The organism is Novosphingobium sp. FKTRR1 (genome assembly GCF_020404405.1).
Lineage (GTDB): Bacteria > Pseudomonadota > Alphaproteobacteria > Sphingomonadales > Sphingomonadaceae > Novosphingobium.
Window position 1 is genome coordinate 1 of the sequence record NZ_JAIZDA010000031.1, and the last position, 13,709, is coordinate 13,709.

Genomic DNA, 13,709 nt, shown 5'->3' on the forward strand with positions numbered 1-13,709 from the left:
GTCGGGCTACGCCCTCCCTACGCCGCCAGCAGCGCGAAACCTGCGCCCAGCATCAACCGATCCTCGCAACGCAAAGGGGGTCCCTTTTGCGCGCCGATAGGGGGTCCCGATTGGACGCCGATTGACACGCTGACGGTGAACCAGCGTGGCGGGACAAGCAGAGTCAGTATGTCTGCAAACGCCCGGTTGCGGACGTCAACGCACCAAAACGCAACACCTTCGTCGCCCCGTGCTTGACACGGGGCTTGGCTACTTTTTCACGTCGCCGCGCAGCGCATTCGCCGCCGGATACCACTGGTCCCAAAGGTCCAACCAATCGGGATTGTCGGCTTCGATCAGCGCGAATTTCCATTCCCGCCGCCACTTCTTGACCAGTTTCTCACGAGCGATGGCGGGTTCGATCTCTTCGTGGCGCTCGGCGTAAACCAGCCTCGCCTTGCCAAAGTCGTCTACGTGGCTTGAGCCCATACCTTCACGATGCTGCCACACGCGCCGCATCAGATCGGCGGTGACGCCAACGTACATCCCGCCACGATAGCGGTTCGCCATGATATAGACCCAGCCGCCCTTTTCCATCGGGCAGTCATGCCAAACGCGAGGCCGCAAGGAAAGCCAAGCCCCGTGTCAAGCACGGGGCGACGGGGGTTTGGAGGAGGAAACGTCCGCTTCCCACCAGAACGAGACAGGCAGCCTCCGCCCAGTTGTAGACCTTCCCGCGCCTTGATTAGGGATCGGCATGCCGGTGGTAGAAGCCTTTGACCACGTAGACGCCTTGGAACCGCTGTTTATGGCGGAGTTCGAGTTTTTGCCCCGCATCGGCGAATATCTCTCAATCGATACCCCGCCCGGCTATTTCAGATACTACAAGGTCGTTGAGATTTGGCACCGGCAAGACAAAGAGGGTGGTGCTTTCCGCGCTTGCATACGCCTTGAAGAGGACGATTGAAAAACGTCCGCTTCCCACCCACTTTCGGACATTGCGCAGCGCCTCGCGCCCTCGGGTGCGGGGCGTTGCTGTGAGCCGCTGCCGCTAGAAATGCGCTAGAGCGCAAAACGTAGCGCCGCGTAGGCCTAGCAAAGGTGCTGCGTAAGCGGCTGTTATTGTTATTGAAAAATGGTGGACGCACTTGGGCTCGAACCAAGGACCCGCTGATTAAGAGCCATGATCAGAGGGTCCTAGCACATCCGTACGTGTCCAAGAATGGCGGAATTCTGCGATTCAGAGTCCGCATTGTTCTTGAAATGTTCGCGGGTATCCACTACAAAAAGCTACCTAAGGTAGCAGGTACATATGGCGAACAAAGTAGGTTTGACGGATGCTAAGATCGCAGGGCTGAAGGCGCCGACTGCGGGTCAGATTGAGCTCGCCGATGGCATCGTCTCCGGCCTTAGGCTCCGCATGGGTGCCAGTGGTATCAAGACGTACATTCTGCGCAAGCGGGTGCAGGGCAAATGGTTGAATGTGACGATCGGACGCCATGGCCCGAGCTTTACACTGGCTCATGCCCGCAAGAAGGCCCGCGATCTGCTCGTGGATGTCGAGCAAGGTAAGAGCATCGCCAGAAAAGCGGGTGCAAAGAGGAAGGGGTCAAAAGGCGTCGGGACAGTCGCTGAGCTCTACGAGACGTACCTTGCGCAGCAGATCGAGGGCAAAAAGCGGAGCGCGAGGGAGTTCGATCGGGTATTCCGAAAGTACATCGAGCCTGAAATTGGAGACCGGCTCGCGGACTCCATAACTCGAAGTGACGTGAGCCGCTTCGTTGAGAAAATTGCGTTCGAGCGGGGCAAGGAAACCCTGACGATGGCGCGGATCGTGTATCGCCATCTTTCAACTTTCTACACTTGGGCGCTTACCAGATTGGAGCATATGCCCGCCAATCCTTGCCGGGATGCATGGCGGCCGAAGCGGAATGAGCCTCGGGACCGTGTACTCAGTGACCGTGAGCTTGCTGCGCTGTGGCAATCTGCGGTCGAGGATGGATATCCGTTCGGTCATCTCGTGCAGATGCTTCTCCTTACGGCTCAACGCCGAGGCGAAGTGCTCGATGCGGCGTGCGACGAGTTCGATTTCAAAGCCAAGGTCTGGACTGTCCCAGGTGATCGAGCAAAAAACGGCAAGGCCAATTTGGTGCCATTATCCACGCAGGCTCTTGCAGTGATCACCGAGATATTCCGGGCTGCTGGCATCGATCCCGACGATGCTCACAAGCAATCCCGGATTCTGTTGGCTTCGAAGGTCACAAATACGAACAGTGTCAGCGGATTATCCAAGGCCTGGAAGCGGATCAGAGCGGGCGTGGACGAGAAGCTAGGCTACGAGGCCGGACACTTCACCATGCACGATATTCGCCGGACGGTCGCGACGGGCTTGCAGCGCCTTGGTATCGCTCTGGTCGTTTCGGAGGCTGTACTAAACCACCAGTCCGGAACTGCGATGGCCGGCGTCGCTGGCGTTTATCACCGGCATCAATACACCAACGAAAAGCGGGAGGCGCTTTCGCTTTGGGGTCGTGAGGTGCTGCAGATCGTGGCGAAGTATCCAACGGAGAAGGATCAGGAAATCTGACTATCGGCCCCGATCCAGTCCGCATGAAGACGATCTAGGCCCGTAATCACACCCTCGACGGTCACTTTCATTCCAATCAGGGCCTCGGAAACTTCGTCTCCCTCTACAACCCATACCTCATCGGAGACCGTCGTGATAAGCGCTCCACGCGGTGCCCAGCTTAGCGTTCCTGAAACTCTAATTCGTCCCTGACTCACACGTATTCCCATTCACAAGCGCCAGTAACGCAGCACCTGGCGCACGTAAATTGGCGTCTCTCCGTTCCGTGGAATTCCGCCAGCCCGCGTAACGGCCTTCGGACCAGCGTTGTAGGCGGCGACGGCCAGATGCACCATGCCGAATTGATCGAGCAGCGTCCGAAGGTACAATGCTGCGCCTCCCACGTTTGACAGGGGATCGTAGCGGTTGCGCACTCCAACCTGTCGAGCTGTTCCTGCCATCAGCTGTCCCAAACCGACCGCGCCTGCCTTGCTTAGCGCGAAAGGGTTGTATCGGGATTCCGTCCAAATCAGCGCATCCAGCAGGCCTGGGGGGAGGGCATATTGCCGTTCTGCGGCCATAACGTGTGGAAGATAGATCGCTCGTCTGAAGCTGCCAACTTTGCTGTGCGAGACTAGCGCGGGTTTCGATAGTTCGACGATCGACCGGTCTCGGCTTCGCTGGCGATCAGACTTTTGTGCTGGCCACATCCCAAAACTCAAAAGCGCAAAACCGCCTTCGCCGGTTTGAACCGTTACGCCCGAACTTCCTGTCGCCGCAATGGCCGAAACATTCGGAGCAGTAGCACCAGTTGATGCCCGGGAAGGCCAGGCCGCAGCCAATGCGACTGGCAACGCAATTAGCAGCAGACGGGTCATACCTAACCTTTCTCTAGCCGACTCGAGTTAGAACATATATAGAACATAGGGCGCGATAAAGCGCGTTGTGATGGGCGCAGAGTGGAGGCTGCGCGGGCTGTGGCATCCGTGATGGAGATGCCTGATGTCGAATGCCTTTGTTGCTGATCGCCTTGAAGCCCGAGCTCGCCAGATTGTTGCCGATCTTGACGGTTCCTGGTCAGGCTCGCGCGGCATGTGCCGCTGTCCTGCCCATGATGACCGCACACCCTCGCTCAGCGTGACGCTTGGTTCGCGGGCGATCCTGTTCCACTGCTTTGCCGGCTGTTCCAATGCCGCTGTTCTGGCGGCGCTCGCGCAGCGCGGCGTGAGGTCATCGACGCTGTTCGACGGGCGAGCCGAGCCCGTCCGGACTGCAATGCCAGAAGCTGTGCCGAGCGAGCATGTCCAGCGGCTTTGGCGCGAGGCGACGTGCCTCGTCGACAGCCCTGCCGAGCGCTATCTCACAGGACGAGCCATCCGCACGGGCTCTCCCGATCTGCGCTATCACCCGCGCACGCCGCTCGGACCCAAGGGATCGGTGCGGTTTCACCCATCGCTTCTCGCCGCGGTGCGTACCGATCTCGGCGTCATTGCGCTTCATCGCACGTTTCTTGAGTTTGAGACCTTCCGCGTTGCCCGCTTTGATGGGCCCAAGCGCGCGCTTGGTGCTCTTGGCCGCGGCGCGGTGCGACTTCACGGCCCTCGCGGCGGAACGCTTGGGCTCGCTGAGGGGATCGAGACAGCGCTTTCTGCAAAGGAGCTGTTCAGCATTCCCTGCTGGGCGACGCTCGGAACCGAGCGCTTCGGGCTGGTTGCGATCCCGGAGAGCGTGAGCGAGCTGCATCTCTTCATCGACCACGATGCGGCTGGCGAGCTGGCTGAACGCAAGGCGCGCGCAGCTTATGAGCGGGAAGGGCGCGTGATCTTTACGCATCGCCCCGAACAACCGGGCGCCGACTTCAACGATGTCCTGATGGCCCGGCAGCAGATCGAAGTCTGATCCGGACAAGAGAGGGGAGGAGGCCTGGAGCTTCTTGAGACCCCCATGGCGCGGGTGTCGTCAGGAGGCTTCCATGTCCACTCTCCCCGTTCTTGCCTTGCCCATTTCAGGCCAGCCTGCTGTCTTTCTGGCAGCGCAAGTGCTCGCCGACCGACTTGATCGCGGCGATGCGATTTCGCGATCGATCCTCAATGCCGAACTGGCCGCACATTTCGGCGGCAGTGACGCAGCGGGCCGCTGGTCGGTGCGCGACGCCCACGCAGCTCTCGAACTTGCGCAGGTCCTTTGGCTTCAGTCGAGGTCCGATCTCGATGTCCGATCAACGCCGGGCGAGGCCGCAAGGCACTTCGATCAACTGGAAGCTCTGGTTCCCCGCCAGACTGTCCGCAGCGAGGAGCAGATCGAACTCCAGCAATTCGCAACACCGCCGCGTCTGGCTTGGCTGGCGGCCAGAGCCTGTGCACCTGCACGCGGCGAGCTCCTGCTTGAACCGTCCGCTGGGACCGGCATGCTTGCTGTCTGGGCGGACAAGGCTGGCGCGCGGCTCGCGCTTAACGAGATCTCCGGGCTGCGCTGCGACTGCCTTACTCGTCTGTTCCCCGCAGCCAGCGTTTCCAGCCATGATGGTGAGCTCATCGACGAGCTTCTTGCACGGGCAATCCGTCCGCAGGCCGTCCTGATGAACCCACCATACTCGTGGAGCGCGGAACGCGGGCGGGATGGCCGGACCGCGGCGCGGCATCTGCGCTCGGCATGGAACCGGCTTGCGGCAGGAGGACGCCTTGCCGCGATCCTTCCCGAGTGGTTCGACCTGCCAGGCTTCCTGGCCCGGTCGGCCAAGCCTGCAGCCATCCGCCTCGATCTCATCATCGAGCGCGGGTTCGTTATGCACGGTACCTCCATCACGACCAGGCTGCTGGTGATAGACAAGCTCGATGTGACGAGCGAGCCAGTCACCGGCCGTGCATCTGACTTCCGTGACCTCTGTGCGCTCGTCGATACAGTACCGGCTCGCTCATCGCCGCCATCGCTCACCGCGACGCCGCCCCGGCCGCTAAAGGCTATCCCGCTCCTTCGGCCCTCTGCACGGCCGATGCCACTCGCGGCAAATCCAGGATCGCGGTCTGGGGCAACTGCGCCGGTTGCGTTTTCTGCGCTCGAAGTCCCGGCCGCGACGCCAGAGCAGGTCGGCCACTATCTGCCCTACCGCCCGAGCCGCATCGCGATACCAGGTGCAGCCGATCATCCGACACCGCTTGTGGAATCGGTCGCCATGGGATCGATCACTGCGCCCGTCCCTTCCGTCGTTCCCAGGCTCCCCGGTCACGTCGTTGCCAAAGGACTCTTGTCTGCCGCACAGATCGAGACCCTCATTTACGCAGCAAGCGCCCATGCGCGCGATCTGCCGGGTCTCTTCATGCCCGAGGACAAGGGCTGCATTCTGGTGCCGAGCGCCGAGGGCAAGGCCTATCGCATGGGTTACTTCCTCGGTGACGGCACCGGTGCCGGCAAAGGCCGCCAGGTTGCCAGCGTCATTCTCGACCGGTGGGTGCAGGGCGAGCGTCGGCATATCTGGATTTCCAAGAACGAGGCCTTGCTCGAAGATGCGCGTCGCGATTGGGCCGCGCTCGGAGGCCTCCCCATCGACATCCAGCCCCTGGCGACCTGGAAGCTCGGCTGTCCCGTGATGATGCCGGAAGGCATCCTCTTCGTGACCTATCCGACGCTTCGCTCGGGCCGCTCAGATGCGACCCGGCTCGATCAGATCCTCGCCTGGGCCGGCGAGGACTTCGACGGTGTCATCGTCTTCGATGAGGCGCACGCAATGGCCAATGCCGCTGGCGGTGAAGGCTCGCGCGGCAAGGTGAAGGGGTCTGAGCAGGGCGTGGCCGGCGTGCGGCTCCAGAACATGCTGCCGCGCGCTCGTGTACTCTATGCTTCAGCGACCGGTGCGTCGGACGTCAACAATCTCGCCTATGCCACCCGCCTCGGTCTCTGGGGACCCGAGACCGCGTTCGCGACCCGCGAGGAGTTCGTCACCGACATTCGCGCTGGTGGTATCGCGGCTATGGAGCTCGTGGCTCGTGACCTGAAGGCACTGGGGCTCTACACCGCGCGGGCGTTGTCGTTCGCCGGTGTCGAGTACGAAATCCTCGAGCACACCCTGAGCGCCGACCAGATCGCGGTCTACGACGCCTACGCCGATGCCTGGGCGATCATCCACGCCAATCTGCGCGATGCCCTCGAGGCAACGCGGATAGTCGATGCCGATACCGGCAGCACGCTCAACAGCAGCGCCAAGTCTGCCGCGTTCTCGGTCTTCGAAGGCACCAAGCAGCGCTTCTTCGCGCAGCTGCTCCTCTCGATGAAGCTGCCAAGCCTGCTGCCTGCCATCGATACCGCGGTCGCCGAGGGCAATGCCGTGGTGGTCCAGCTCGTCTCGACGGCGGAAGCCATGCTCGACCGCCGCCTTGCCGACTTGTCCGACGAGGAACGCGAAGCGCTCGAGATCGATCTCAGCCCGCGCGAGTATGTCTAATGTTGAGCTCAACATTAAACGTATTCTTTGCAGTCGCAGTTTATGTCGAGCGTGGCAGCGGGAGGCGCGGGTTTCCTTCGGTTTTCCATGATTTCACTCCAGATAACTACGGTTCCGTCGACCTCAGCAAGTCGAAGGAACCAACATGCGAACAAGATCACCATTGCCGTTTCGAGCGGCCCCGCTCCGGGTCGAAGACCCGACCAGTCACAGCACCCTTTTCACCGCATTCCTCTCCTCTCTGTCGCTCGACGAGAGGTCAGGCTGCGCGGTTCTGTTTGGCGCGGCGGTCCGCCATTTCCTGCATTGGCTGGACCTGCACGGGATCGCGATCCGCACGATCGACGACCGGACTGTTCGGCGGTTCGAGAAGCATCGGTGCCGGTGCCACCGGTATTCGGCACAGCAAGCGCACTACAAGGCTGACCAAGCAGCAAGGGTCAGGCGGTTCGTCCGGTTCCTGGAGGATCAAGGCTACGTCGAAGTCGACGACGGGATCGACGATTTGCCACGGCACCTCGCTGACTATTCCGATGCGATCGATTGCCTGCAACTCGCCGAGGGCCCGGCGCAGTCCTATCGATCCGAGGCCGAGCATGTCGTGGCCTGGCTTCGTGTTACGCGACGCCAATGGATCGATATCGACGACACGATCATCGACGAGTACGCCGCGCATGATTGCCGATGCCCGGTCTGGCGCAAGAGGGGCCAGTTGGTCGCAACAGGCACCAAGCGGCGGGGGCGATGCGCACGGCACTTCGTTGTGTTCCTGCGAGGCCGAGACGCCATCCCATTGGTTGAACCGGTGGCGGACGATAACCCGCACATGTCGGCTTACCTGGCATGGCTCAAGCAACACCGCGGCGCCACGGACGAGACGATCCGGCGCTACCGGACCGATATCAGACGGCTGATGCCAATGCTTGGCGAGCCTTCGCTATGGGATGCCGCCGGACTCAGGAGCGCATTCCAGCGACGAAGCAAGGAGACGCCGGGCTCGGCATCGCTGCTCGTCACGATAATGAGGAGCTACATCCGGTTTCTGGTCGTGCGTGGTGAGTGCCGGCCTGCATTGTTGCATGCAGTTCCATCGGTGCAGCGCTACCGCCTTTCGAAGCTGCCGCGCCACGTCGACCCGGCAACGATCGAGAGGATCATTGCGGCCTGTCCAACAGATCGTCCGGTGGAGGTCCGGGACAAGGCCATCATACTCTTGCTCGCCAGACTTGGGCTGCGCGCCGGTGATATTCAGGACATGCGCCTTGAGGATATCGACTGGCGATCCGGCCACCTGACGGTCAAGGGCAAGGCGCGTCGGCCGGACCGACTGCCGTTGCCGCAGGATGTCGGTGACGCGATCCTGGCATATCTCGCGACAGCCCGCCCGAAGGCCGCCGAAGAGCATTTGTTTCTGCGCGCACAAGCCCCGTTTCGGCCATTCCGCTCGTCCGCCGAGATCGCCGGCATCGTCGCCCGTACGCGCGACCGCGGTGGGATCGATGGGGTGCCGACCGGGTCACACATATTCCGGCATTCGCTTGCCACCAACCTGCTGCGAGCGGGCGCAGGCCTGGAGTCCGTCGGGACCATCCTGCGTCACAGCTCGCCCGAGACCACTGCCATCTACGCCAAGGTCGATCTGCCGATGCTCATGAAGATCGCGCAGCCCTGGCCGGGAGAACAGTCATGCTGAACATCCACATTTCCAGATACGTCACGCTCCATCGCAGCTTGGGACGGAAGTTCTCCGAACAGGAACGCTTGCTGCGCCTGTACGCCGCCTACGCCGGAGGGTTCGGCGACCGGCACATCCAAGTCCAGCGGGTCTACGACTGGTGCCACACGGCGAGTTCGCAAAATGTGGCCCGCCGGAGGTTCGATACCGTTCGCAACTTCAGCCGCTTTATCCAAGCTGATGATCCAGTTCACGAGGTTCCCCCCGCGGGTGTCTTCGGTCGAGGCAAGAGACCTCGTCCGACGCCTACCATCATCGAACCGGATCAGGTGCGGGCGATCATGACGGCGGCGTTGGACGTTCCGCCGCAGGACATGATCAGCCCCCACACTTACCATTACCTGTTCGGCTTGCTCGCAGCGACGGGCCTGCGGATATCCGAAGCTCTGGCGTTACAATGCACAGACCTTGTCGAGGATGGCCTGATCGTCCGCAATGGCAAATTCGGCAAGCAGCGGCTGATCGCATTGCAGCCATCGACCCGCCAAGCACTCGAAGCCTACCTCGCCATGCGCAAGAAGCTCGGGGCCACGGGCAGCGATCTATTCGTTTCCATCCGGGGACGAGCGCCGACTAAGACGAGAGCGCACGTTGTCTTCGTAAGGCTTGCGCGTCACCTCGGATATCGAGGACCGACGGGCAAGTCAGGCATGAGACTCCATGACCTCAGGCACACATTTGCGGTGCGTTCCCTTGAGGCCTGCCCGCCCGACCGGGAAGCTATCGCACACCACATGGCAGGACTCAGCGTCTATCTGGGGCACGCGTCGGTCGCCAACACGTACTGGTATCTCGAGGCCACCCCGGTGCTGCTGCGCGACATCGCGGCTGCGAGCGAGCAGCTTTACCGGGGAGAAGCGGCATGACGGCGCTCGCTCCGCATCTCTCGGCATACCTGCGTGAGCATCTGCCGCGCGAACGCGCCGTCAGCCCACACACGGTAAAGACCTACGCCAACTGCTTCGTCCTCCTCGTCCAGTTCGCTGCCGATCGGCTGAAGCGCCGGCCGACCGACCTCGCGATCGAGGATCTCGGCACCGACATGATCATGGCCTTCCTGGACTATGTCGAGACCGGCCGAGGCAGCTGCGTGCGGACCCGCAATGGCAGGCTCGCCGCGATCCGATCCTTCTTCCGGTACATCGAATATCGGATTCCGGCCTGCCTCGACCAGGCTCTCCGCGTCAGATCGATCCCGACCAAGAAGACTGACCAGGCGCTGATCGACTATCTCGACCGGGCAGAGATCAAGGCTTTGCTCGATGCCCCAGATCCGCGGACACGCCTTGGCACCCGCGATCGCGCAATGTTGCATCTGGCCTATGCTGGCGGGCTGAGGGTGTCGGAACTCGTAACGCTGCAACTGCGCGATTTCCCGGACCGCTCCCTGTCCACCGTGCACATCATGGGCAAGGGTCGGCGTGAACGGGTCCTGCCGCTCTGGAAGGAGACCCAGTTCGCATTACGCGCATGGCTTGCGATCCGCCCCGAAGCCGAGGTCACCGAGATATTCCTCAATGCCAGCGGGCAACCCATGACCCGCGACGGATTTGCGTTCCGTTTGGCCCAGCACGTCAAGGCCGCAGCAGAGAAGCAGCCGTCGATCCTTGGCAAGCGCGTAACACCGCACGTGCTGCGACATTCCTGCGCAATGCACACGCTTGCGGCGACCGGGGACATTCGCAAGGTCGCATTGTGGCTCGGCCATGCCAGCATCCAAAGCACCGAGACGTATTTGCGCGCCGATCCCGAGGAGAAGCTGCAGATTCTCGCGGCGCACGGCGCTCCTGCCATCAAACCCGGGCGATTCAAGCCGCCATCCGATGCCCTGATCACCATGCTCACCGACGTTCGAAGGCGGGCCTAGCCCGTCTCCGGACAACCCCTTGGCACTCATATTATCTGGAGTGAAATCATGGAAAACCGAAGGAAACCCGCGCCTCCCGCTGCCACGCTCGACATAAACTGCGACTGCAAAGAATATGTCGTCGATTACCTCGTGAAGAGCTTTCCGGTGCGGCTCATGGCCGTCTTCACCGACGAGAACGGCAATCCCCGCTCTGAACCGATGAGCGATGCCGATGGCGCGCCGGTCCTCTGCCAGACCGCGCTCGCGGCGCGCGACCGGATGGTCGAGCAGCTTTGCGCCCTGCCGCCGATTGCCACGGCACTCGATGCGATCCTTGAGCGCTTCGGCACGGACAACGTGGCCGAGGTCACGGGTCGGACACGCCGTCTCGTTGTCGGCTCCGATGGGCGGCAGCGGCTGCAATCACGGACACCGCGGGCCAACATCGCCGAGACACAGGCCTTCATGAATGGCGACAAGCGCATTCTCGTGTTCTCTGACGCAGGCGGTACCGGCCGCAGTTATCATGCGGACCTCGCGGCGAAGAACCAGGCTCGGCGCGTCCATTTCCTGCTTGAGCCGGGCTGGCGGGCCGACGCGGCGATCCAGGGGCTTGGCCGTACCAACCGTACCAATCAGGCCTCAGCCCCGCTGTTCCGGCCAGTGACGACCGATGTTCGCGGCGAGCGCCGCTTCATCTCGACGATTGCGCGACGTCTCGACAGCCTCGGTGCCCTGACACGCGGCCAGCGCCAGACTGGCGGGCAGAACCTGTTCGATCCGGCCGACAACCTCGAAAGTGTCTATGCCAAGGATGCTCTGCAGCGCTGGTTCGGGCTTCTGTTCACCGGAAAGCTGGAAGCCGTAAGCCTTGGACGCTTTCAGGATCTGACCGGGCTCAGGATCGAAGGTCCCGATGGCGGTATGGTCGACGACCTGCCCACGATCCAGCGTTGGCTCAATCGCATCCTTGCCCTGCCCATCGCCCTGCAGAACGGGATCTTTGACGAGTTTCTGGGCTTGGTCGAGGCCCGCATCGATGCGGCCCGAGCTGCGGGCACGCTCGACCTCGGGCTCGAGACCATCGCGGTCGAAAGCTTCGAGGTTCTCTCCGATACCTTGCTGCGCACCGACAGTGTCTCCGGGGCAACAACGCATCTCCTCGAATTGGAGATCGCCCGCGCGCTCAAACCGCTCACGCTGGAGCGTCTCAACCAACTGGAAGGCGCGCGGGGCAGCAAGCATTTCCTTCGCAATGTGCGCTCAGGAAGGGCCGCGCTGCTGGTTCCGGCCCGAAGTCTCCTTGGCGATGACGGCACACGCATCACCCGCTACGAACTGGTCCGTCCATTGAAGCGCGGTCATCTGACTGCTGACCAACTTGCGGAAAGCCGCTGGGAACCTGTTGATGACGTTGCTTTCCGCACTGCATGGCAAGCCGAGGTTGACGAAGCGCTGTCATCGCTGAAGCGCGAGCGCCTGCATCTCGCGACGGGCTTGCTGCTTCCCGTTTGGGATAAGCTCCCGGCGGACCATGTCCGGGTCTGTCGGATATCGGCCAGCGACGGTCAGTCGTTGCTCGGGAGGGAGGTGCCGCTCCATGCCGTCGCAGACATTTGCGGCGCGCTGGGACTTGATGCTGCGCCGTCAATCGCACCGGATGACCTCGTGCGGGCTGTGCTCGCCGGCGGCCGGCCGATAGCGGTCAAAGCTCGCGAAGCGCTCATGCTCCAGCGCCGTCTCGTCAATGGTTCGCAGCGACTGGAGCTCACGGGTTGGTCTGCGAGCCGCCTGGACTGGTACAAGGCCCAAGGCTGCTTCACGGAAATCATCCGCTTCCAGACCCGGCTATTCGTGCCGCTGGAGGGGGCAGCACAGGTGTTGGAGCGGCTTGCTGAAGGAAACCCGCTGCGCTGATCAAAGGGCTCCGAGATGCGGCGCGAGGATCGAAGCGGTCTCCAAAAGACCGTGCGCTTCGAGTGAGCGCAGCAGATCCTCCGGCTGCATCTCGGGCCGCTGCAGTCGTTGACGCAATCTGCGAATGGCCGAGATCGCGAGCCCTTCTTCAAGCGCGATCGTGTCAGCGATGAACTCGTCCGCGCTGCGCGCTTCGAGGTTGAGCGAGCCCAGAACGCTTGCCGGAAAATCGGGAAGGTTTTCGGTCACGATGGCCTGAGCCTGCGTTTTGAGCGCTGCGGCAACGACATGCTCGTCATTCGGATCGGGAAGGCCAACAGGATTGCCGAGCAGCCGGTCGAAATCTTCGACGAGTGCTTCCGGAAAGGCGCGGGTCATGCTCGCGATGGCGCGCGCAGCGCGTTCGCGCGCGTCGGCGAACCCCCGGTCGGCTTGTAGCCGCGCTAATGTTCGCTCGGTTTCCGCAAGGATCCGAGGTGACCACCTGACGCGAAAGAACTCTGCCTCGGCAAGGCTGAGGAGGAGATTGCGCCGCCAAACGCTGACGAGCGAGCAGGCGTCAATGAGCGCGGTGTAGCGATTTGCGAACATCGCCTTTCAGATCAGATGCGCATCGTCAGCCATCAGGGCGTCGAGCGCCTGCGTTCGCTCCTCGTCGCGCTTTGCCTTGTAGTCGAAGACATCCTGAGCCCTGACCCGCCTGTGGCGACCAACGAGTGAATAGGGCATCGCGCCTTGCTCGAGTAGCTTGATCAGGTGGGGCCTAGAGACGTTGAGCAGGTCGGCAGCCTGCTGCGTCGTGAGCAGTTCCTGAATCGGCACCAGCGTGACTGCGTGACCGCTGCCGACATGTCGCAAGAGCTCCAGAAACAGGTCCGACATGGCGGGCGTCAAGGTAACGTCGACCGGGCTCGGATCTCCGGGCGCACGAAGCCGCAGCGCGGCTTCGCCTGCCTTCTGTGCCGCCAGAATCCGACGCAACTGGTTTGCCATCTGGCGATCATCGGCCGAAGGCATCCGTCCGCCGAAAGGCTCGGCATGGGCTGGAAGGGTCATGGCATCCTCGAAAAAGCTGGGAATAATAGATCGCATATATTCGAAATATTCGCAACGAATTTTCCCACCACGGATAGGCCGCAATACCGCCTTTCTGGGATGGAGAGAGGGGAGGGGGCTTTGCCCTGATGAGCCTGTCAGGCGTCGATGGTCGGCGTCGGGCATGGGT

The 13,709-nt window shown here is 62.1% G+C and carries 13 protein-coding genes and 1 tRNA gene; 8 read left to right on the forward strand and 6 right to left on the reverse strand.

Features of this window, described 5'->3' with window-relative positions; genetic code table 11:
- Positions 1 to 249 precede the first annotated feature (249 nt).
- The gene (locus LDN95_RS19230; protein ID WP_226019190.1) at positions 250 to 576 is read right to left on the reverse strand and encodes a GIY-YIG nuclease family protein; all 327 of its coding nucleotides are present in this window, start codon (positions 574 to 576) and stop codon (positions 250 to 252) included.
- A 160-nt stretch (positions 577 to 736) separates the two neighbouring features.
- On the opposite strand from LDN95_RS19230, the gene LDN95_RS19235 reads away from it, so the two are divergent.
- Positions 737 to 946, forward strand: a complete 210-nt coding sequence (locus LDN95_RS19235; protein ID WP_226019191.1) for a hypothetical protein — start codon at positions 737 to 739, stop codon at positions 944 to 946.
- 169 nt (positions 947 to 1,115) lie between these two features.
- Here LDN95_RS19235 and LDN95_RS19240 read toward each other — a convergent pair.
- A tRNA-Lys gene (locus LDN95_RS19240) sits at positions 1,116 to 1,197 on the reverse strand.
- A 94-nt stretch (positions 1,198 to 1,291) separates the two neighbouring features.
- Here LDN95_RS19240 and LDN95_RS19245 point away from each other — a divergent pair.
- Positions 1,292 to 2,566 carry a site-specific integrase gene (locus LDN95_RS19245; RefSeq protein ID WP_226019192.1) on the forward strand — a complete coding sequence of 425 codons (1,275 nt, stop codon included), beginning with the start codon at positions 1,292 to 1,294 and terminating at the stop codon, positions 2,564 to 2,566.
- Here the strand turns inward: LDN95_RS19245 and LDN95_RS19250 are convergent.
- On the reverse strand, positions 2,554 to 2,775 hold the full coding sequence (locus LDN95_RS19250) for a DUF5818 domain-containing protein (RefSeq protein WP_226019193.1): 222 nt from the start codon (positions 2,773 to 2,775) through the stop codon (positions 2,554 to 2,556). The genes LDN95_RS19245 and LDN95_RS19250 overlap by 13 nt on opposite strands.
- The gene (locus LDN95_RS19255; RefSeq protein WP_226019194.1) at positions 2,776 to 3,423 is read right to left on the reverse strand and encodes a lytic transglycosylase domain-containing protein; all 648 of its coding nucleotides are present in this window, start codon (positions 3,421 to 3,423) and stop codon (positions 2,776 to 2,778) included.
- Positions 3,424 to 3,547: 124 nt separating this feature from the next.
- Between LDN95_RS19255 and LDN95_RS19260 the strand changes: the two genes are divergently transcribed.
- The 6 genes from LDN95_RS19260 to LDN95_RS19285 all read left to right on the forward strand — a co-directional run bounded on the left by LDN95_RS19260 (position 3,548) and on the right by LDN95_RS19285 (position 12,484).
- The gene (locus LDN95_RS19260) at positions 3,548 to 4,444 is read left to right on the forward strand and encodes a toprim domain-containing protein (RefSeq protein ID WP_226019195.1); all 897 of its coding nucleotides are present in this window, start codon (positions 3,548 to 3,550) and stop codon (positions 4,442 to 4,444) included.
- Between the two features lie 73 nt (positions 4,445 to 4,517).
- A complete protein-coding gene (locus LDN95_RS19265) occupies positions 4,518 to 6,983 on the forward strand; it encodes a strawberry notch-like NTP hydrolase domain-containing protein (RefSeq protein WP_370631718.1) in 2,466 nt (821 codons plus the stop codon).
- Between the two features lie 145 nt (positions 6,984 to 7,128).
- Positions 7,129 to 8,676: a tyrosine-type recombinase/integrase gene (locus LDN95_RS19270; protein ID WP_226019196.1), complete on the forward strand. Its 1,548-nt coding sequence runs from the start codon at positions 7,129 to 7,131 to the stop codon at positions 8,674 to 8,676.
- Positions 8,670 to 9,584, forward strand: coding sequence for a tyrosine-type recombinase/integrase (locus LDN95_RS19275; RefSeq protein WP_226019197.1), 915 nt, complete (start codon positions 8,670 to 8,672; stop codon positions 9,582 to 9,584). Before LDN95_RS19270 ends, LDN95_RS19275 begins: the two co-directional genes overlap by 7 nt.
- A complete protein-coding gene (locus LDN95_RS19280) occupies positions 9,581 to 10,585 on the forward strand; it encodes a tyrosine-type recombinase/integrase (protein ID WP_226019198.1) in 1,005 nt (334 codons plus the stop codon). Before LDN95_RS19275 ends, LDN95_RS19280 begins: the two co-directional genes overlap by 4 nt.
- Positions 10,586 to 10,786: 201 nt before the next feature.
- Positions 10,787 to 12,484: a strawberry notch C-terminal domain-containing protein gene (locus LDN95_RS19285; RefSeq protein ID WP_370631719.1), complete on the forward strand. Its 1,698-nt coding sequence runs from the start codon at positions 10,787 to 10,789 to the stop codon at positions 12,482 to 12,484.
- On the opposite strand, the gene LDN95_RS19290 is transcribed toward LDN95_RS19285, so the two are convergent.
- Both LDN95_RS19290 and LDN95_RS19295 read right to left on the reverse strand, forming a co-directional pair.
- Positions 12,485 to 13,075 (reverse strand): PIN domain-containing protein, encoded by a 591-nt coding sequence (locus LDN95_RS19290; protein ID WP_226019200.1) that lies wholly within the window; start codon positions 13,073 to 13,075, stop codon positions 12,485 to 12,487.
- Between the two features lie 6 nt (positions 13,076 to 13,081).
- A complete protein-coding gene (locus LDN95_RS19295) occupies positions 13,082 to 13,705 on the reverse strand; it encodes a helix-turn-helix domain-containing protein (RefSeq protein WP_226019201.1) in 624 nt (207 codons plus the stop codon).
- Positions 13,706 to 13,709 lie beyond the last annotated feature (4 nt).

Coding starts and splice junctions, on each gene's coding strand:
- LDN95_RS19250 (WP_226019193.1), bottom strand. CDS start 2,775: ATGGGAATACGTGTGAGTCAGGGACGAATTAGAGTTTCAGGAACGCTA.
- LDN95_RS19255 (WP_226019194.1), bottom strand. CDS start 3,423: ATGACCCGTCTGCTGCTAATTGCGTTGCCAGTCGCATTGGCTGCGGCC.
- LDN95_RS19275 (WP_226019197.1), top strand. CDS start 8,670: ATGCTGAACATCCACATTTCCAGATACGTCACGCTCCATCGCAGCTTG.
- LDN95_RS19235 (WP_226019191.1), top strand. CDS start 737: ATGCCGGTGGTAGAAGCCTTTGACCACGTAGACGCCTTGGAACCGCTG.
- LDN95_RS19290 (WP_226019200.1), bottom strand. CDS start 13,075: ATGTTCGCAAATCGCTACACCGCGCTCATTGACGCCTGCTCGCTCGTC.
- LDN95_RS19280 (WP_226019198.1), top strand. CDS start 9,581: ATGACGGCGCTCGCTCCGCATCTCTCGGCATACCTGCGTGAGCATCTG.
- LDN95_RS19295 (WP_226019201.1), bottom strand. CDS start 13,705: ATGCCCGACGCCGACCATCGACGCCTGACAGGCTCATCAGGGCAAAGC.
- LDN95_RS19265 (WP_370631718.1), top strand. CDS start 4,518: ATGTCCACTCTCCCCGTTCTTGCCTTGCCCATTTCAGGCCAGCCTGCT.
- LDN95_RS19245 (WP_226019192.1), top strand. CDS start 1,292: ATGGCGAACAAAGTAGGTTTGACGGATGCTAAGATCGCAGGGCTGAAG.
- LDN95_RS19230 (WP_226019190.1), bottom strand. CDS start 576: ATGGAAAAGGGCGGCTGGGTCTATATCATGGCGAACCGCTATCGTGGC.
- LDN95_RS19260 (WP_226019195.1), top strand. CDS start 3,548: ATGTCGAATGCCTTTGTTGCTGATCGCCTTGAAGCCCGAGCTCGCCAG.
- LDN95_RS19270 (WP_226019196.1), top strand. CDS start 7,129: ATGCGAACAAGATCACCATTGCCGTTTCGAGCGGCCCCGCTCCGGGTC.
- LDN95_RS19285 (WP_370631719.1), top strand. CDS start 10,787: ATGAGCGATGCCGATGGCGCGCCGGTCCTCTGCCAGACCGCGCTCGCG.